The organism is Escherichia sp. E13S3 (assembly GCF_004212325.1).
Taxonomy (GTDB): Bacteria; Pseudomonadota; Gammaproteobacteria; order Enterobacterales; family Enterobacteriaceae; genus Escherichia.
The window spans coordinates 21,193-35,298 of sequence record NZ_RHJR01000008.1; the positions used below are offsets into that span (position 1 = coordinate 21,193).

The window sequence follows — 14,106 nt, forward strand, 5'->3', positions numbered from 1 at the left end:
ATGAATACTTTTTCACTGCAGACGCGTTTATACAGCGGACCGGGAAGTCTCAAAGTACTTAACCGTTTCACGAATAAGCACATCTGGATTATTTGCGACACCTTTCTGGCGCGATCGCCGTTGATTGATACCTTGCGCCTGGCGCTACCCGACAGCAATCGCCTCAGTATTTTTAGCGAAATAACGCCCGATCCAACTATCCAGACAGTGGTAAAAGGCATCACTCAGATGCAAACTTTACGCCCGGATGTGGTTATCGGTTTTGGCGGCGGCTCTGCACTGGATGCCGCAAAAGCGATTGTCTGGTTTAGTCGCCAGTGTGCTATCGAAATTGAAACCTGCGTAGCCATCCCCACCACCAGCGGCACTGGTTCAGAAGTGACCAGCGCCTGTGTCATCAGCGATCCTGAGAAGGGAATTAAATATCCCCTTTTCGATGATGCACTTTATCCGGATATCGCAGTCCTCGACCCCTCGCTGGTCGTCAGTGTGCCACCCGCGATAACGGCCAATACCGGAATGGATGTTTTAACCCATGCGCTTGAAGCCTATGTTTCTCCCCGCGCCAGTGACTTCACAGATGCAATGGTCGAAAAATCCATGCAAATTGTTTTTCGTTACCTGCCCACTGCAGTGAAGAAAGGCGATTGTCTTGCCACCCGCGGTAAAATGCATAATGCCTCTACACTTGCAGGAATTGCCTTTAGTCAGGCCGGACTGGGATTAAATCATGCGATTGCCCATCAACTCGGTGGGCAGTTTCATTTGCCCCACGGTCTGGCGAATGCGCTCCTGCTGACGTCAGTTATTCGTTTTAATGCTGGCGATCCTCGCGCCGTCAAACGCTACGCCCGGCTGGCTAAAACGTGTCATTTATGCCCGGACAATGCCAATGACACCGCAAGCCTGAATGCACTCATTCAACATATTGAACAGCTCAAAAAAGCGTGTTCAATACCGACTCTCGCCAATGCTCTGAAAGAAAAAAGAGCAGAATGGTCATCACGTATTCCCGATATGGTTCAGGCGGCGCTGGCGGATGCAACATTGCGTACCAATCCACGTGTGGCTGATGCCAATGCTATTGCAGAACTGCTTGAGGAGTTGTTATGAACGTCGAGTTAACCTCCTGCGACGGTCAGACGATCCGCGAGCGAGTACAAGCAGCAGGCGTCGTAGGTGCTGGTGGGGCTGGCTTTCCGACACATATCAAGCTACAAGCACGTGTTGATACGTTCCTGGTGAATGCGGCGGAATGCGAACCGATGCTGAAAGTGGACCAGCAGTTAATGGCGCAGCAAGCCAGTCGCCTGCTTCGCGGCGTTCACTACGCGATGAAAGCCACCGGGGCCAGTAGCGGAATCATCGCGCTGAAAGAAAAGTATCAACTGGCAATAAACGCACTCACGCCACTGTTACCACCTGATATCCGCCTGCATATTTTGCCCGACGTTTACCCCGCAGGAGACGAAGTGCTGACCATCTGGATGGCAACTGGTCGCCGCGTTCCACCCGCTGCGTTACCCGTTAGCGTCGGCGTAGTCGTCAATAACGTCCAGACTGTGCTGAATATTGCCAGAGCCGTTGAGCAGCAGTATCCGGTAACGCGCCGCACGCTAACCGTTAATGGTGCAGTTGCTAAACCCGTAACGGTGACCGTTCCCATAGGGATGTCTTTACGCGAAGTACTGGCGCTGGCGGGAGGCGCAACGGTAGATAATCCTGGTTTTATCAATGGCGGTCCGATGATGGGGAGTTTGATCACATCGCTCGATACGCCAGTCAGCAAAACCACTGGCGGCTTGCTGGTTTTACCCAACTCTCATTCACTGATCCAACGTCGAATGCAGGATGACCGCAGCGTACTTGCCGTCGCGAAAACCGTTTGTGAACAATGCCGCTTATGCACCGATCTCTGCCCACGTCATTTAATCGGTCACGAACTGTCACCGCATTTGTTAGTACGTGCGGTTAACTACCAACAGCTCGCTACGCCGCAACTGTTACTGACAGCGCTCACCTGTTCGGAGTGCAACGTCTGCGCCAGCGTTGCCTGCCCGGTAGGTATTTCACCCATGCGCATAAACCGCCTGCTTAAGCAGGAATTACGCGCCAAAAATCTCCGCTACGAAGGTGCCTTAAATCCTGAGGATGCCATGGCAAATTATCGGCTGATTCCAGTAAAACGGCTGGTAACCAGATTGGGCTTAACCCCGTGGTATCAGGACGCGCCATTGTCTGAACACGTACCACAACCCGAAAAAGTGACGTTATTGTTACGCCAGCACATCGGTGCCAGCGCAATTCCATGTGTACAAAAAGGCGATTGCGTCGTTCGTGGGCAATGCGTGGGGCAAATTCCACACGGCACATTAGGTGCCCCTGTTCATGCCAGTATTGATGGCATGGTCAGCGATGTGACAGAAAACGCGATTACGCTTGTGAGAGGTTAACCATGTCAAAAGCGGTAGGTATTTTAGAACTTAGTAGTATCGCGAAAGGGATGGAAACCGGCGATGCCATGCTGAAAAGCGCCAACGTTGAATTACTGGTCAGCAAAACGCTTTGCCCCGGTAAATTTCTGCTGATGCTCGGCGGCGATGTCGGTGCAGTACAGCAGGCCATCAACAGCGGCGCTTCCCTTGCAGGTGAAATGCTGGTCGACAGTCTGGTCCTTCCTAATATTCATCCCACTATCCTGCCCGCAATCAGCGGTCTGAACCATGTTGACCAGCGACGGGCTGTCGGTGTAGTCGAAACCTGGAGTGTAGCGGCCTGCATTGACGCTGCCGATTGTGCAGTGAAAGCGGCAAACGTCACGCTCGTACGGGTACATATGGCCTTTGGTATTGGCGGTAAATGCTACATGGTAGTGGCAGGCGATATTTCTGATGTTAATAACGCGGTATCTGTCGCCAGCGAGCGAGCGAGGGAAAAAGGTTTGTTGGTCTATCGCTCAGTAATTGCCCGTCCGCATGAAGCCATGTGGCGTCAGATGGTGGAGGGATAATGTCACCTCAGCACACGACTGAACGAATGATTCAGGAATATGTCCCCGGTAAACAGGTCACGCTGGCACATGTTATTGCAAATCCTGGAAAGGATCTGTTTAAAAAATTAGGCTTACCGGACACCGTTTCCGCTATTGGCATTCTGACGATTACCCCCAGCGAAGCATCTATCATCGCGTGCGATATCGCCACAAAGTCAGGCGCTGTAGAGATTGGTTTTCTTGATCGTTTTACCGGCGCGGTAGTTCTGACTGGCGATGTTTCTGCTATCGAATATGCACTTAGCCAGGTTACCCGAACGCTGGGCGAAATGATGCGCTTTACCGCCTGCCCCATTACCCGGACCTGACTCGATGCAACGTATGATGCTCATCGGACCCAGCCAGTGCGGAAAAACGTCACTCACGCAATGCCTGCGCGGGGAAGACATTCAGTATCAGAAAACGCAGGCCATCGTCTGGTCACCGGCCACCATTGACACTCCCGGGGAATACCTCGAAAACCGCAGTCTTTACAGTGCGCTGCTGGTCAGCGCCTGTGAAGCAGACATTATCGCGCTGGTGCTTAATGCGGACGCACCGTGGTCACCTTTTTCGCCAGGCTTTACCACGTCAATGAATCGCCCGGTCATTGGGGTAGTCACCAAAGTGGATTTAGCCAGTGAAGAACAGATATCTTTGGTGAAATGCTGGCTACGGGAAGCTGGAGCACGAAAGGTGTTAGTGACCAGTGCGGTAAATAACATCGGGGTTGCAGAACTTCTTGCCTTGTTGCATACAGAAGAAGGCAGTCGTTAAGCCAGAAATTTCAATATGTTATGAGATGGGAATGATGACTTACGACACGGAGAAAAGAATCAATGAACAATGAGGATTGCCCGGCAATCCTCATTGAATAAAGTAGAAATTACTTCGCTTCGCCGTTTTTCATTTCGCCCATAGCTTTCAGCTTTTTGGAGATATCGCGGCGTTCTTTGGAGAGCTCAGCATTTTTGATGATGTAATCATCAACACGATCTTCATAGTCGCCTTTCATGCTGGCGATGATGCCCTGAATTGCTTCAACGCTCATACCAGGTTTGATGTAGTCGCTCAGGTTGTCGAGCAGCAGGACACGTTTCTGGTTGTCACGGATCTTTTTCTCAACGTCCTGGATTTCACGTTGCAGTTTGTTCTTACGGCGGAACAGACGAACAAATTCCAGCACGTCCTGGAATGAAGGCTTGGTAGTTTCCATTTTTATACCCCTGATAATGTGAGAGTCGGATTCGTTTAAGCAACCGCTATTCGTTAGGGCCAACATTACTCATAGCTGCCGCAGATGACAATGCTTTTATCCCTATTCACTATCATACCCTTTATCCTTGCTGAATCGAAGCAGCAACAATTTGATTCTGAAGGTCGGAATTTATTTGCGCAAAGCCCGACAAATCAGATTTGACAGCAACTCCAGTTGATGCGCCGTTTCCATGTTTAGCCATACATAGCCATAAATCGGCGTCTCAACGACTTTCAGATCATGATGATTAGCGAGCAACTGGCGCAACTCTTCCACAGCATCGTTCAGTTTTTCTGTATTAGCAAAAACCGGCTGTGGATTACCTTCGTACAGGGCATGAACAAGAGTCAGCACTATTTGCTGCATCATTTGCTGTGTGTCGCGCAGTTTTTGCGCATTCAGTAGCACGAAATGACTGGGCCTCGTGGCCCAGTAAGCATTGATTTGCAGCTCCAGCATACAAACCAGATTACGGTTAATCGTCTGGATACCTTCATATATCGATTTTGGAATACGGGTTTCTTTGCTGGCGGGTGCAATCAGCCCACGCATTTTCACGGCATCGGTCAGGAGTTTTTGTAGATGGCTTTCCAGACGTGGGCGTTCGAGTAAGTTTGGTGAGAATGCTGATTGATAGACCCGATTATATTCGGTCAGACTTTTCGCCAGTTGAATGCGCCAGTGGATGAACGCCCGTTGTGGCCAGATACCGGTAAACAACATTGCCAGTAAAGAGCCGAGGATCACATCGCCGCTTCGCCATAATGCCGTATCAATTTCACCTGTCGGGGAACCAACAACAATCGCCAGCGTCACACCAATCAATAAGCCTTGATAAGGTTTCTTGCCCAGTGCCAACCAGCCGCAAAGGAACATGGCTGCTGCACACCAGATTAACATCAACGGTAAAGAGATTAACTCCAGTTGCAGAGCGATAAGACCTAAAATCGACCCCAACACCGTACCGCCAATACGTTCAAAGGCGCGAGGGACGACGTTACCCCAAAACGAGATAGGCCCCATGATCACTACCATAGTGACCAGCGGCCAGGTGCTTTCCGGGATGGTAAACAGGCGAATGATGAGAAAAGTCAGCAGGAATGCTAGCGCGACGCGAGTACCATGCACGATACGGTAATGACGGTACACACGAATTTCAAACGGACTAAGGCACTTATCAGCTCGCACGCTGGAACTCCGTTAAATAAGGATAAAGTTAACTCAGAACGATTACTGCGGCCAGACACTAAACCAGGTGTCCAGCCGACTTACAACAAGTAATCAGGAACATTCCCGAAGGGATTATCAGAAGTCTGAAGGCCAATTTTACCCTTTTACATGACGAAAAACAGCGAAGCAATCAGGTTAACACCCTGTTGTTGCACCAGCATTAACCCATTTTCGGCTGCACTGCGACATACATTTCAATATCCCAATAGCCGTCTTCCGCTCCGTTATTAAGATAAACTTCGAAACAGGGCTTAGGTGACATCTGATAAGCACTGTCTTGCAAGAGAGTATTAAAAAACTGATACCATGGCGTAGAAAAATCATCGCCTTCTACGCGAGCAACGGCAACCGCATATTGCCCACCGGAGATTTCCGTCAGGATCACGCCTTCACTGTTTTCCGGTAGAGTGAAGTTGTTCTCCAGGGAAACCACCGTGTCACAACGTAACTTTTCGGCAGGTGTTTCATCTGGGTTATCGTAATAGACGGCGATCCATTCCTTAGGCACAACTTTTTTGTTGTCTACCCACATCATCAACTGCTCAAAACCTTTCTTCACCGTTTGTTCCCACGGGCCAACGAGATGGAAACCTGCAACGGTACGTTTATCTTCCTGCTTAATCTCGTAGTTCATGACGCCTCCACATACACTGTTTTTTTGTACAGTGTATTTTGCAATGTAAATACCACAAGGAATGAGTGTTGATTATGCGAGCAGACTCGCACTCCTGCCAGTCGGCGCTAAATAAAGGTCAGGATTTATGGTGGAAATAATCGCTCAATCTGGAAAACATACCGCCTTCATCGACAGACTCCAGGGTAACCAATGGCCAATGCGCAACCAATTTATCGCGGTCGTACAGCTCAATTTCCCCTACCCGCTTGTGAGCAGCAATTGGCGCAGTTAGTTCTTTACCATCAAGGGTATATTTTGCTTTGATATTTGGGATTTCCGCTTTCGGCAGCACCATCCAGAACTCTTGTTCCGTTCCCAGTGCGATGTTTTCTTTATCACCATACCAGATGCGTTCCGTACCGACCTTTTTCCCACGGTGCAAAATTTGCACCGTAGTAAAGTTTTGCTGCCCCCAACGCAGTAATTTTCTAGCCTCTTCTTCGCGAGCTTTTGCGCTGTCGGCCCCCATTACCACTGCAATGAGACGGCGTTGCCCATCCACCGCCGAAGCAATGAGATTAAACCCGGCCCCGGATGTATGCCCGGTTTTCAGGCCGTCAACGTTCATGGTTTTATCCCACAATAGCCCGTTTCGGTTTTGCTGGGTGATGCCGTTCCAGGTAAGGCTTTTTTCGCTGTACATATGGTAAAACTCAGGTTCGCCGTGGATGATGGCGCGAGAAAGCACAGCTAAATCATAGGCTGAGCTATGCTGGCCCGGCGCATCCAGACCGTGAACCGTTTCAAAATGGGTATCCTGTAAATGCAACTTTTCAGCGTAATTGTTCATCATTGTGACGAACTGCCGTTGCCCCCCGGCAATATAATCCGCAAGCGCCACACAGGCGTCATTGCCGGAATCCACAATTAATCCACGGCTTAAATCACGTACCGAAACACGATCGCCCTCTTTCAAAAACATCAGTGAAGAGCCGACAAAAACAGGATTATCTTTCGCCCACGCATCGCGTCCCACAGTGACAATATCGTCTGGTGTTATGCGATGGCTATCGATAGCGCGATCGACGGCATAGCCCGTCATTAGCTTAGTCAGGCTGGCAGGGTTACGTTGTTGGTGCTCATTACCCGCCGTGAGGATCTGTCCGGTTGTGTAATCCATCAAAACCCATGATCCCGCATGAATCTCCGGAGGTTGGGGTGAAAAGGGAATATTTTCCGCCGCAAAACCAGACGATAAATTAAAAACGAACAAAGAAGCAGCAATAATAAGACGGCGTTTCAACAGCAAATCCTCAGGTGTTTCCAATAGCTGTTCTTTTTACGGAAATCCTGATGAACTGGCTGGAATAAAGTGCAAGAAAATGTGACATTTATCTCATTTTAATCTGACATTATCTGTTTCCACACGCAGCCAAAATATCGCTCTAAAGCTGATTAGCACGGTGATATTTGATACTCTGGCATACAACAGAAATAACGGATTTAACCTAACGATGAATGACGGTAAGCAACAATCTACCTTTTTGTTTCATGATTACGAAACCTTTGGCACGCACCCCGCGTTAGATCGCCCTGCGCAGTTTGCCGCCATTCGCACTGATAGCGAATTCAATATTATCGGCGAACCTGAAGTCTTTTACTGTAAGCCTGCGGACGATTATTTACCCCAGCCAGGGGCGGTGTTAATCACCGGAATCACGCCACAGGAAGCGCGTGCAAAAGGGGAAAACGAAGCTGCCTTTGCCGCCCGTATTCACTCGCTTTTTACCATACCGAAGACCTGTATTCTTGGTTACAACAATGTGCGTTTTGACGACGAAGTTACGCGCAATATCTTTTATCGTAATTTCTACGATCCCTATGCCTGGAGTTGGCAGCATGATAACTCTCGCTGGGATCTGCTTGACGTGATGCGTGCCTGTTATGCCCTGCGCCCGGAGGGGATTAACTGGCCTGAAAATGAAGATGGTTTACCGAGCTTTCGACTTGAACATTTAACCAAAGCTAATGGTATTGAACATAGCAACGCCCACGATGCGATGGCCGATGTGTACGCCACTATTGCGATGGCGAAGTTGGTGAAAACACGTCAACCACGCCTGTTTGATTATCTCTTTACCCATCGTAATAAGCACAAACTGACGGCGTTGATTGATGTGCCGCAGATGAAACCGCTGGTACATGTTTCCGGTATGTTTGGCGCATGGCGCGGCAATACCAGCTGGGTGGCGCCACTGGCGTGGCATCCTGAAAATCGCAATGCCGTGATTATGGTGGATTTGGCGGGAGATATCTCGCCACTCCTGGAGCTGGACAGCGACACGCTGCGCGAGCGTCTGTACACCGCAAAGGCCGATCTGGGCGATAACGCCGCAGTCCCGGTTAAGCTGGTGCATATCAATAAATGCCCGGTGCTGGCACAGGCGAATACGCTACGCCCGGAAGATGCCGACAGGTTAGGAATTAATCGTCAGCATTGTCTCGATAACCTGAAAATTCTGCGTGATAACCCGCAAGTCCGCGAAAAAGTAGTGGCGATATTTGCTGAAGCCGAACCATTTACACCTTCAGATAACGTCGATGCACAGCTCTATAATGGCTTTTTCAGTGACGCCGATCGCGCAGCAATGAAAATTGTCCTGGAAACCGAGCCGCGTAATTTACCGGCACTGGATATCACCTTTGTCGATAAACGTATTGAGAAACTGTTGTTCAATTATCGGGCGCGTAACTTCCCCGGGACGCTGGATTACGCCGAGCAGCAACGCTGGCTGGAGCACCGCCGTCAGGTCTTCACCGCAGAATTTTTGCAAGGTTATGCTGATGAATTGCAGATGCTGGCACAACAATATGCCGATGACAAAGAGAAAGTAGCGCTGTTAAAAGCGCTTTGGCAGTACGCGGAAGAGATCGTCTGAAATAAAAAAACCGGAGCGATAAACTCCGGCTTTTTTAGATTTACCGGATGATTATGTCATCCGGCTTTAAAGATTATGCAACGTCTTCGTACTGCGGAACCGGGTTGCGGAAACTCTTAGTCACGCAAGCCAGGTAAATCAGACCGATAGCCGCCCAGATCAGCCCCAGAACCATTGAGCTTTCTTCCAGGTTAACCCACAGCGCACCTACAGTCAGCGCACCACACATCGGCAGGAACAGATACTGGAAGTGATCTTTCAGCGTCTTGTTACGCTTCTCACGGATCCAGAACTGAGAGATAACCGACAGGTTAACGAAGGTGAACGCCACCAGCGCACCAAAGTTAATCAGCGCCGTTGCCATTACAAGGTCAAAGTTGATTGCCAGCAGAGCAATCGCGCCAACCAGGATAATGTTCATCGCCGGAGTACGCCATTTCGGGTGTACATAACCGAAGAAGCTTTTCGGGAACACGCCGTCACGACCCATTACGTACATCAGACGCGCTACGCCTGCGTGCGCCGCCATACCGGACGCCAGTACGGTAATGGTGGAGAAGATCAGCGCGCCAACCTGGAACGCTTTGCCCGCAACGTACAGCATGATTTCAGGCTGTGATGCATCCGGATCTTTAAAGCGAGAGATATCCGGGAAGTACAGTTGCAGGAAGTAAGTTGCAAAGATGAAGATCATGCCGCCAATCAGCGCGGTCAGGAAAATCGCACGTGGGATCACGCGCTCTGCATCTTTGGTTTCTTCCGACAAGTTGCTGATGCCGTCAAAGCCGGTAAAGGAGAAGCACAGGATTGTCGCACCGGTAATCATCGGGATGACATGCGCATCACCGGACCAGAACGGACGCGTGCTCGCCAGCGTACCAGCGCCTTCACCTTCAAATACGCCATAAACAACCATGCCCAGAATCACCGCGATCAGCACTACCTGCAACACCACGATTACGGTGTTGAAGTTCGCTACGGATTTCAGACTACGCAGGTTAAAGGCGGTCATAAAGGCCACCAGCGCCACCACAAACATCCACGATGGGATAGAAGGCACCAGAGCTTCAAAATAGATTTTCGCCAGCAGAATGTTGATCATCGGCGCGAACAGATAGTCGAGCAGAGAAGACCAACCCACCATAAAGCCAACCGTCGGGCTAATGGATTTCTGGGCGTAAGTGTATGCAGAGCCAGCAGAAGGATAGCGGCGAACCAGCTTCCCGTAGCTCAGAGCCGTAAACAGGATCGCAATCAATGCGAACGCATAGGCTGTCGGCACATGACCATCCGTGAGGCCTGAAACGATACCAAAAGTATCAAACAGCGTCATCGGCTGCATATAGGCAAGACCCATCATTACAACCGGAACTAACGTAAGCGTTTTACGCAATTCCACGCGAGAGGTGTTTGGAGTAACGTTATGCGACATGGTCATTCTCCTTTACGGTGATAACCGTCGCGTAAGCAAAAAATTGCCCCATTTTTTTGGATTCCTCAGCGACAACAACTGTCGATTTTTAGTAAATATCTATCCGGTACGAAGCCCGGCCTCTTGGTATGAATGATTGGTTTGAAGCAAAAAATAACCGACGCGGATGAAACGTCGGTTTTTAGTCATTTTTTGACAGCGGCGCATTGTGCCTAAATGGGGGGTAAATGACAAGAGAATGAGAGGCTTGTCATATAATTTTTTATTTAAATGGCTGATTTTCCGTCATCATATTTTGCATAAACACCAGCAATAGCACTATTTGCTAAAATCTCATCACGCCACCACGCACTGGCAAGCCCTGCGGTTTGTTCATTCCATCCAATCCATACGGGTTCAAAGAGGGATTGCGCAACCACTTTCTTCTCAATTAACGCACCACTATCGAGAAAACGTTGCGCCAGATAGCGCGGTAAATAACCGCAACCAAGACCGCTGATTTGTAATTCCAGTTTGGTTTTAAAATCAAATACGGTAATGGCCTCTTGTTCGTCGAGAAGTTGTGATGCCGTAGATGCGCCAGCCTGCGCAGTATCACCCACGATAATCGCCCGATAGCGTTTAATGATACGGCGATTTAGCGGTTCCTCTTCCAGAGCTAGCGGATGATGAGGAGCAATCGCGAAAACTTGCTCCAGATCGCCCAACCGCGAGAAACCATATTCGCTGGAAGATGGCGGTTCATGCATCGCGCCAACAATAATATCTGCTCGCCCCTGAGTCAGGGCATCCCAGGAACCGCCGAGAACGCCATTGACAAACTTCAGACGCGTGACGTTGTGATGTTGATAAAAGGCTTCAATAAGTGGCGCAAGCAGTGAAAAGGGAAAGGTATCATCAACACCAATCACCAGTTCATTTTCCCAGCCTTCATGGAGTTTGATCGCTTGTTTTTCCAGCTCATGGACAGTGTGAAGAACTTCCCGCCCCTTCTCTAATAACATTTTTCCGGTGCGGGTGAATTTAGCGCGGTGACCGCTACGATCAAGCAATTGAATATTAAGGTCGCTTTCCAGCTTGTGAACGGTGTAACTCAGAGCGGACGGCGTCTTATAGAGTTTGGCCGACGCCGCCGCAAAACTGCCCTCTTTTTCTAAGGCATCGAGGATCATCAACACATCCAGCAGTGGTTTCATACACGCCCCCTTGCAGTGTATGCGGCGTCCTGCTGGCGTGATGGTTTACTCCAGCGGCATTACCAGCGGATCGGGATACTGGTATTCAAATCCCAGTTCATTACAGATCCGACTCCCATCAATAATTTTACCTTTGCCGCTGTCCAGACTATTTCTGAACTGCGGAGGCTCCAGCCCCAGTAAACGGGCCATCTGCGGATAGAAAACATTGCGCGCAGGGTGAGCTGGCGCACATATATTATAGATGTGTCCGCCTTTAGGTGCCTGTAACAACAGAGTGATAGCGCCAATAACATCTTCCAGGTGAACTAAATTCACACCATGTTCACCATCAGGCGCGGTTTTTCCGGCAAAGAAGCGTCCGGGATGACGCCCTGGCCCGACCAGCCCCGCAAGACGCAAAATATCAACCGAAGTACCAGGTAAGTTATGCAGCCAGTCTTCGAGTTCTTTTAATACTCGTCCACTGTTGGTCAGCGGATTACGCGGGGTGGTTTCTTTCACCGTGCCTTGTGCGTCGCCATAGACAGACGTTGAGCTGGTAAAAATAATGCGGGGAATACGATGAGCCAGCGCGCTATCCACCAGCTCCTGCACTGCTTGTAAATAGAACTCATCGCCGGGGCCGCTGCGGCGTGCCGGAAGCGTAATCACCAGCGCATCGGCATCCATCAGGGCATCCAGATCGTCAGAGTCGCAAACTAAATCGGGCTCCATGCGAAGCAGATAGCTATCAATGCCACTCATTTGGGCCGCTTCTACACCATCTTGTGTAGTTTTACTCCCGGTGACTTGCCAGCCTCTCGCTGAAAGTGACATCGCCAGCGGCATGCCTAACCACCCTAACCCGACAATTGCGACCTTTTTCATCCGTTTTCTCCTGATACACCTTAGATCTATAAGGCTACGCCAGCGTATCAAAACTGACAATTCATTCTATGAATGAATCGAAACTGTTAGCAAATATAGAATTATACAATTGTCTGATGCGCTCCGCTTATCAGGCCTACAAAAACATCAATATATTGAATTTACGCAACATTTGTTGGCCGGATAAGGCGTTCACGCCGCATCCGGCATGAACAAAGCCCGCTTTAGTTACAGAACACAATGTTCTTGAGGGTTTTAAAGACATGTTTTCACGATTACTTTTTTAAAGTACTCACTCTTAGCCCTCCTCCTTTCCCCGCTCATTCATTAAACAAATCCCTCGCCACAAAATATATAAAAAAGCCCTTGCTTTCTAACGTGAAAGTGGTTTAGGTTAAAAGACATCAGTTGAATAAACATTCACAGAGACTTTTATGACACGCGTTCAATTTAAACACCACCATCATCACCATCACCCTGACTAGTCTTTCAGGCGATGTGTGCTGGAAGACATTCAGATCTTCCAGTGGTGCATGAACGCATGAGAAAGCCCCCGGAAGATCACCTTCCGGGGGCTTTTTTATTGCGCGGTTGATAACGGTTCAGACAGGTATAAAGAGGAAAAAGAAAATGACAGACAACACTCGTTTACGCATAGCTATGCAGAAATCCGGACGTTTAAGTGATGACTCACGCGAATTGCTGGCGCGCTGTGGCATAAAAATTAATCTTCACACTCAGCGCCTGATCGCAATGGCTGAAAACATGCCGATTGATATTCTGCGCGTGCGTGACGACGACATTCCCGGTCTGGTAATGGACGGCGTGGTAGATCTTGGGATTATCGGCGAAAACGTGCTGGAAGAAGAACTGCTTAACCGCCGCGCCCAGGGTGAAGATCCGCGTTATTTTACCCTGCGTCGTCTCGATTTCGGCGGTTGTCGCCTTTCGCTGGCAACGCCAGTTGATGAAGCCTGGGACGGCCCGCTCTCCTTAAACGGTAAACGTATCGCCACCTCTTATCCTCACCTGCTCAAGCGTTATCTCGACCAGAAAGGCATCTCTTTTAAATCCTGCTTACTGAATGGTTCTGTCGAAGTCGCCCCGCGCGCCGGACTGGCGGATGCGATTTGCGATCTGGTTTCCACCGGTGCCACGCTGGAAGCTAACGGCCTGCGCGAAGTCGAAGTTATCTACCGCTCGAAAGCCTGCCTGATCCAGCGCGATGGCGAAATGGAAGAATCCAAACAGCAGCTGATCGACAAACTGCTGACCCGTATTCAGGGCGTGATCCAGGCGCGCGAATCAAAATACATCATGATGCACGCACCGACCGAGCGCCTGGATGACGTCATCGCCCTGCTGCCAGGTGCCGAACGCCCAACTATTCTGCCGCTGGCAGGTGATCAACAGCGCGTAGCGATGCACATGGTCAGCAGCGAAACCCTGTTCTGGGAAACGATGGAAAAACTGAAAGCGCTGGGTGCCAGTTCAATCCTGGTCCTGCCGATTGAGAAGATGATGGAGTGATCGC

Annotated in this window: 16 protein-coding genes and 1 other annotated feature; of the genes, 8 read left to right on the forward strand and 8 right to left on the reverse strand. The window is 49.8% G+C overall.

Annotated features, from left to right (window positions below; translation table 11 throughout):
* Genes D9597_RS10120 through D9597_RS10140 form a run of 5 tightly spaced genes read left to right on the forward strand, consistent with a single transcriptional unit; the run spans position 1 to position 3,808 of the window.
* Positions 1-1,113 (forward strand): 1-propanol dehydrogenase PduQ, encoded by a 1,113-nt coding sequence (locus D9597_RS10120; RefSeq protein ID WP_130222293.1) that lies wholly within the window; start codon positions 1-3, stop codon positions 1,111-1,113.
* Positions 1,110-2,453, forward strand: a complete 1,344-nt coding sequence (locus D9597_RS10125; RefSeq protein WP_130216393.1) for a 4Fe-4S dicluster domain-containing protein — start codon at positions 1,110-1,112, stop codon at positions 2,451-2,453. Before D9597_RS10120 ends, D9597_RS10125 begins: the two co-directional genes overlap by 4 nt.
* Positions 2,454-2,455: 2 nt before the next feature.
* Entirely contained in the window at positions 2,456-3,010 is a 555-nt protein-coding gene (pduT, locus tag D9597_RS10130; protein ID WP_130222295.1) for a propanediol utilization microcompartment protein PduT, read from the forward strand.
* On the forward strand, positions 3,010-3,360 hold the full coding sequence (gene pduU / locus D9597_RS10135; RefSeq protein WP_130216389.1) for a propanediol utilization microcompartment protein PduU: 351 nt from the start codon (positions 3,010-3,012) through the stop codon (positions 3,358-3,360). The genes pduT and pduU overlap by 1 nt, the downstream gene beginning before the upstream one ends.
* 4 nt (positions 3,361-3,364) lie before the next feature.
* Positions 3,365-3,808, forward strand: coding sequence for a EutP/PduV family microcompartment system protein (locus D9597_RS10140; RefSeq protein WP_130216387.1), 444 nt, complete (start codon positions 3,365-3,367; stop codon positions 3,806-3,808).
* Between the two features lie 109 nt (positions 3,809-3,917).
* On the opposite strand, the gene D9597_RS10145 is transcribed toward D9597_RS10140, so the two are convergent.
* The 4 genes from D9597_RS10145 to dacD all read right to left on the reverse strand — a co-directional run bounded on the left by D9597_RS10145 (position 3,918) and on the right by dacD (position 7,438).
* The gene (locus D9597_RS10145) at positions 3,918-4,247 is read right to left on the reverse strand and encodes a DUF496 family protein (protein ID WP_000450409.1); all 330 of its coding nucleotides are present in this window, start codon (positions 4,245-4,247) and stop codon (positions 3,918-3,920) included.
* Between the two features lie 171 nt (positions 4,248-4,418).
* Entirely contained in the window at positions 4,419-5,477 is a 1,059-nt protein-coding gene (locus D9597_RS10150) for an FUSC family protein (protein WP_130216385.1), read from the reverse strand.
* A gap of 202 nt (positions 5,478-5,679) precedes the next feature.
* Positions 5,680-6,153 (reverse strand): DNA gyrase inhibitor SbmC, encoded by a 474-nt coding sequence (sbmC, locus tag D9597_RS10155; protein WP_130216383.1) that lies wholly within the window; start codon positions 6,151-6,153, stop codon positions 5,680-5,682.
* Between the two features lie 118 nt (positions 6,154-6,271).
* A complete protein-coding gene (dacD, locus tag D9597_RS10160; protein ID WP_130222297.1) occupies positions 6,272-7,438 on the reverse strand; it encodes a serine-type D-Ala-D-Ala carboxypeptidase DacD in 1,167 nt (388 codons plus the stop codon).
* A gap of 211 nt (positions 7,439-7,649) precedes the next feature.
* Between dacD and sbcB the strand changes: the two genes are divergently transcribed.
* Positions 7,650-9,074 (forward strand): exodeoxyribonuclease I, encoded by a 1,425-nt coding sequence (gene sbcB, locus D9597_RS10165; RefSeq protein WP_130222299.1) that lies wholly within the window; start codon positions 7,650-7,652, stop codon positions 9,072-9,074.
* Positions 9,075-9,147: 73 nt separating this feature from the next.
* Here the strand turns inward: sbcB and plaP are convergent, their stop codons facing one another.
* The 4 genes from plaP to D9597_RS10185 all read right to left on the reverse strand — a co-directional run bounded on the left by plaP (position 9,148) and on the right by D9597_RS10185 (position 12,572).
* Positions 9,148-10,506 (reverse strand): putrescine/proton symporter PlaP, encoded by a 1,359-nt coding sequence (plaP, locus tag D9597_RS10170; protein ID WP_000019197.1) that lies wholly within the window; start codon positions 10,504-10,506, stop codon positions 9,148-9,150.
* Positions 10,496-10,558 carry a membrane protein YoeI gene (yoeI, locus tag D9597_RS10175; protein WP_010723108.1) on the reverse strand — a complete coding sequence of 21 codons (63 nt, stop codon included), beginning with the start codon at positions 10,556-10,558 and terminating at the stop codon, positions 10,496-10,498. The genes plaP and yoeI overlap by 11 nt, the downstream gene beginning before the upstream one ends.
* Positions 10,559-10,772: 214 nt before the next feature.
* Positions 10,773-11,702, reverse strand: a complete 930-nt coding sequence (locus D9597_RS10180; RefSeq protein WP_130222301.1) for a LysR substrate-binding domain-containing protein — start codon at positions 11,700-11,702, stop codon at positions 10,773-10,775.
* A gap of 45 nt (positions 11,703-11,747) precedes the next feature.
* Entirely contained in the window at positions 11,748-12,572 is an 825-nt protein-coding gene (locus D9597_RS10185) for an SDR family oxidoreductase (RefSeq protein ID WP_130222303.1), read from the reverse strand.
* Between the two features lie 434 nt (positions 12,573-13,006).
* On the opposite strand from D9597_RS10185, the gene hisL reads away from it, so the two are divergent.
* Positions 13,007-13,057, forward strand: coding sequence for a his operon leader peptide (hisL, locus tag D9597_RS10190; RefSeq protein WP_001364200.1), 51 nt, complete (start codon positions 13,007-13,009; stop codon positions 13,055-13,057).
* Positions 13,033-13,156, forward strand: a sequence feature (His leader region). (Overlaps the previous gene by 25 nt.)
* A 46-nt stretch (positions 13,157-13,202) precedes the next feature.
* Positions 13,203-14,102 (forward strand): ATP phosphoribosyltransferase, encoded by a 900-nt coding sequence (gene hisG, locus D9597_RS10195; RefSeq protein ID WP_000131780.1) that lies wholly within the window; start codon positions 13,203-13,205, stop codon positions 14,100-14,102.
* Positions 14,103-14,106 lie beyond the last annotated feature (4 nt).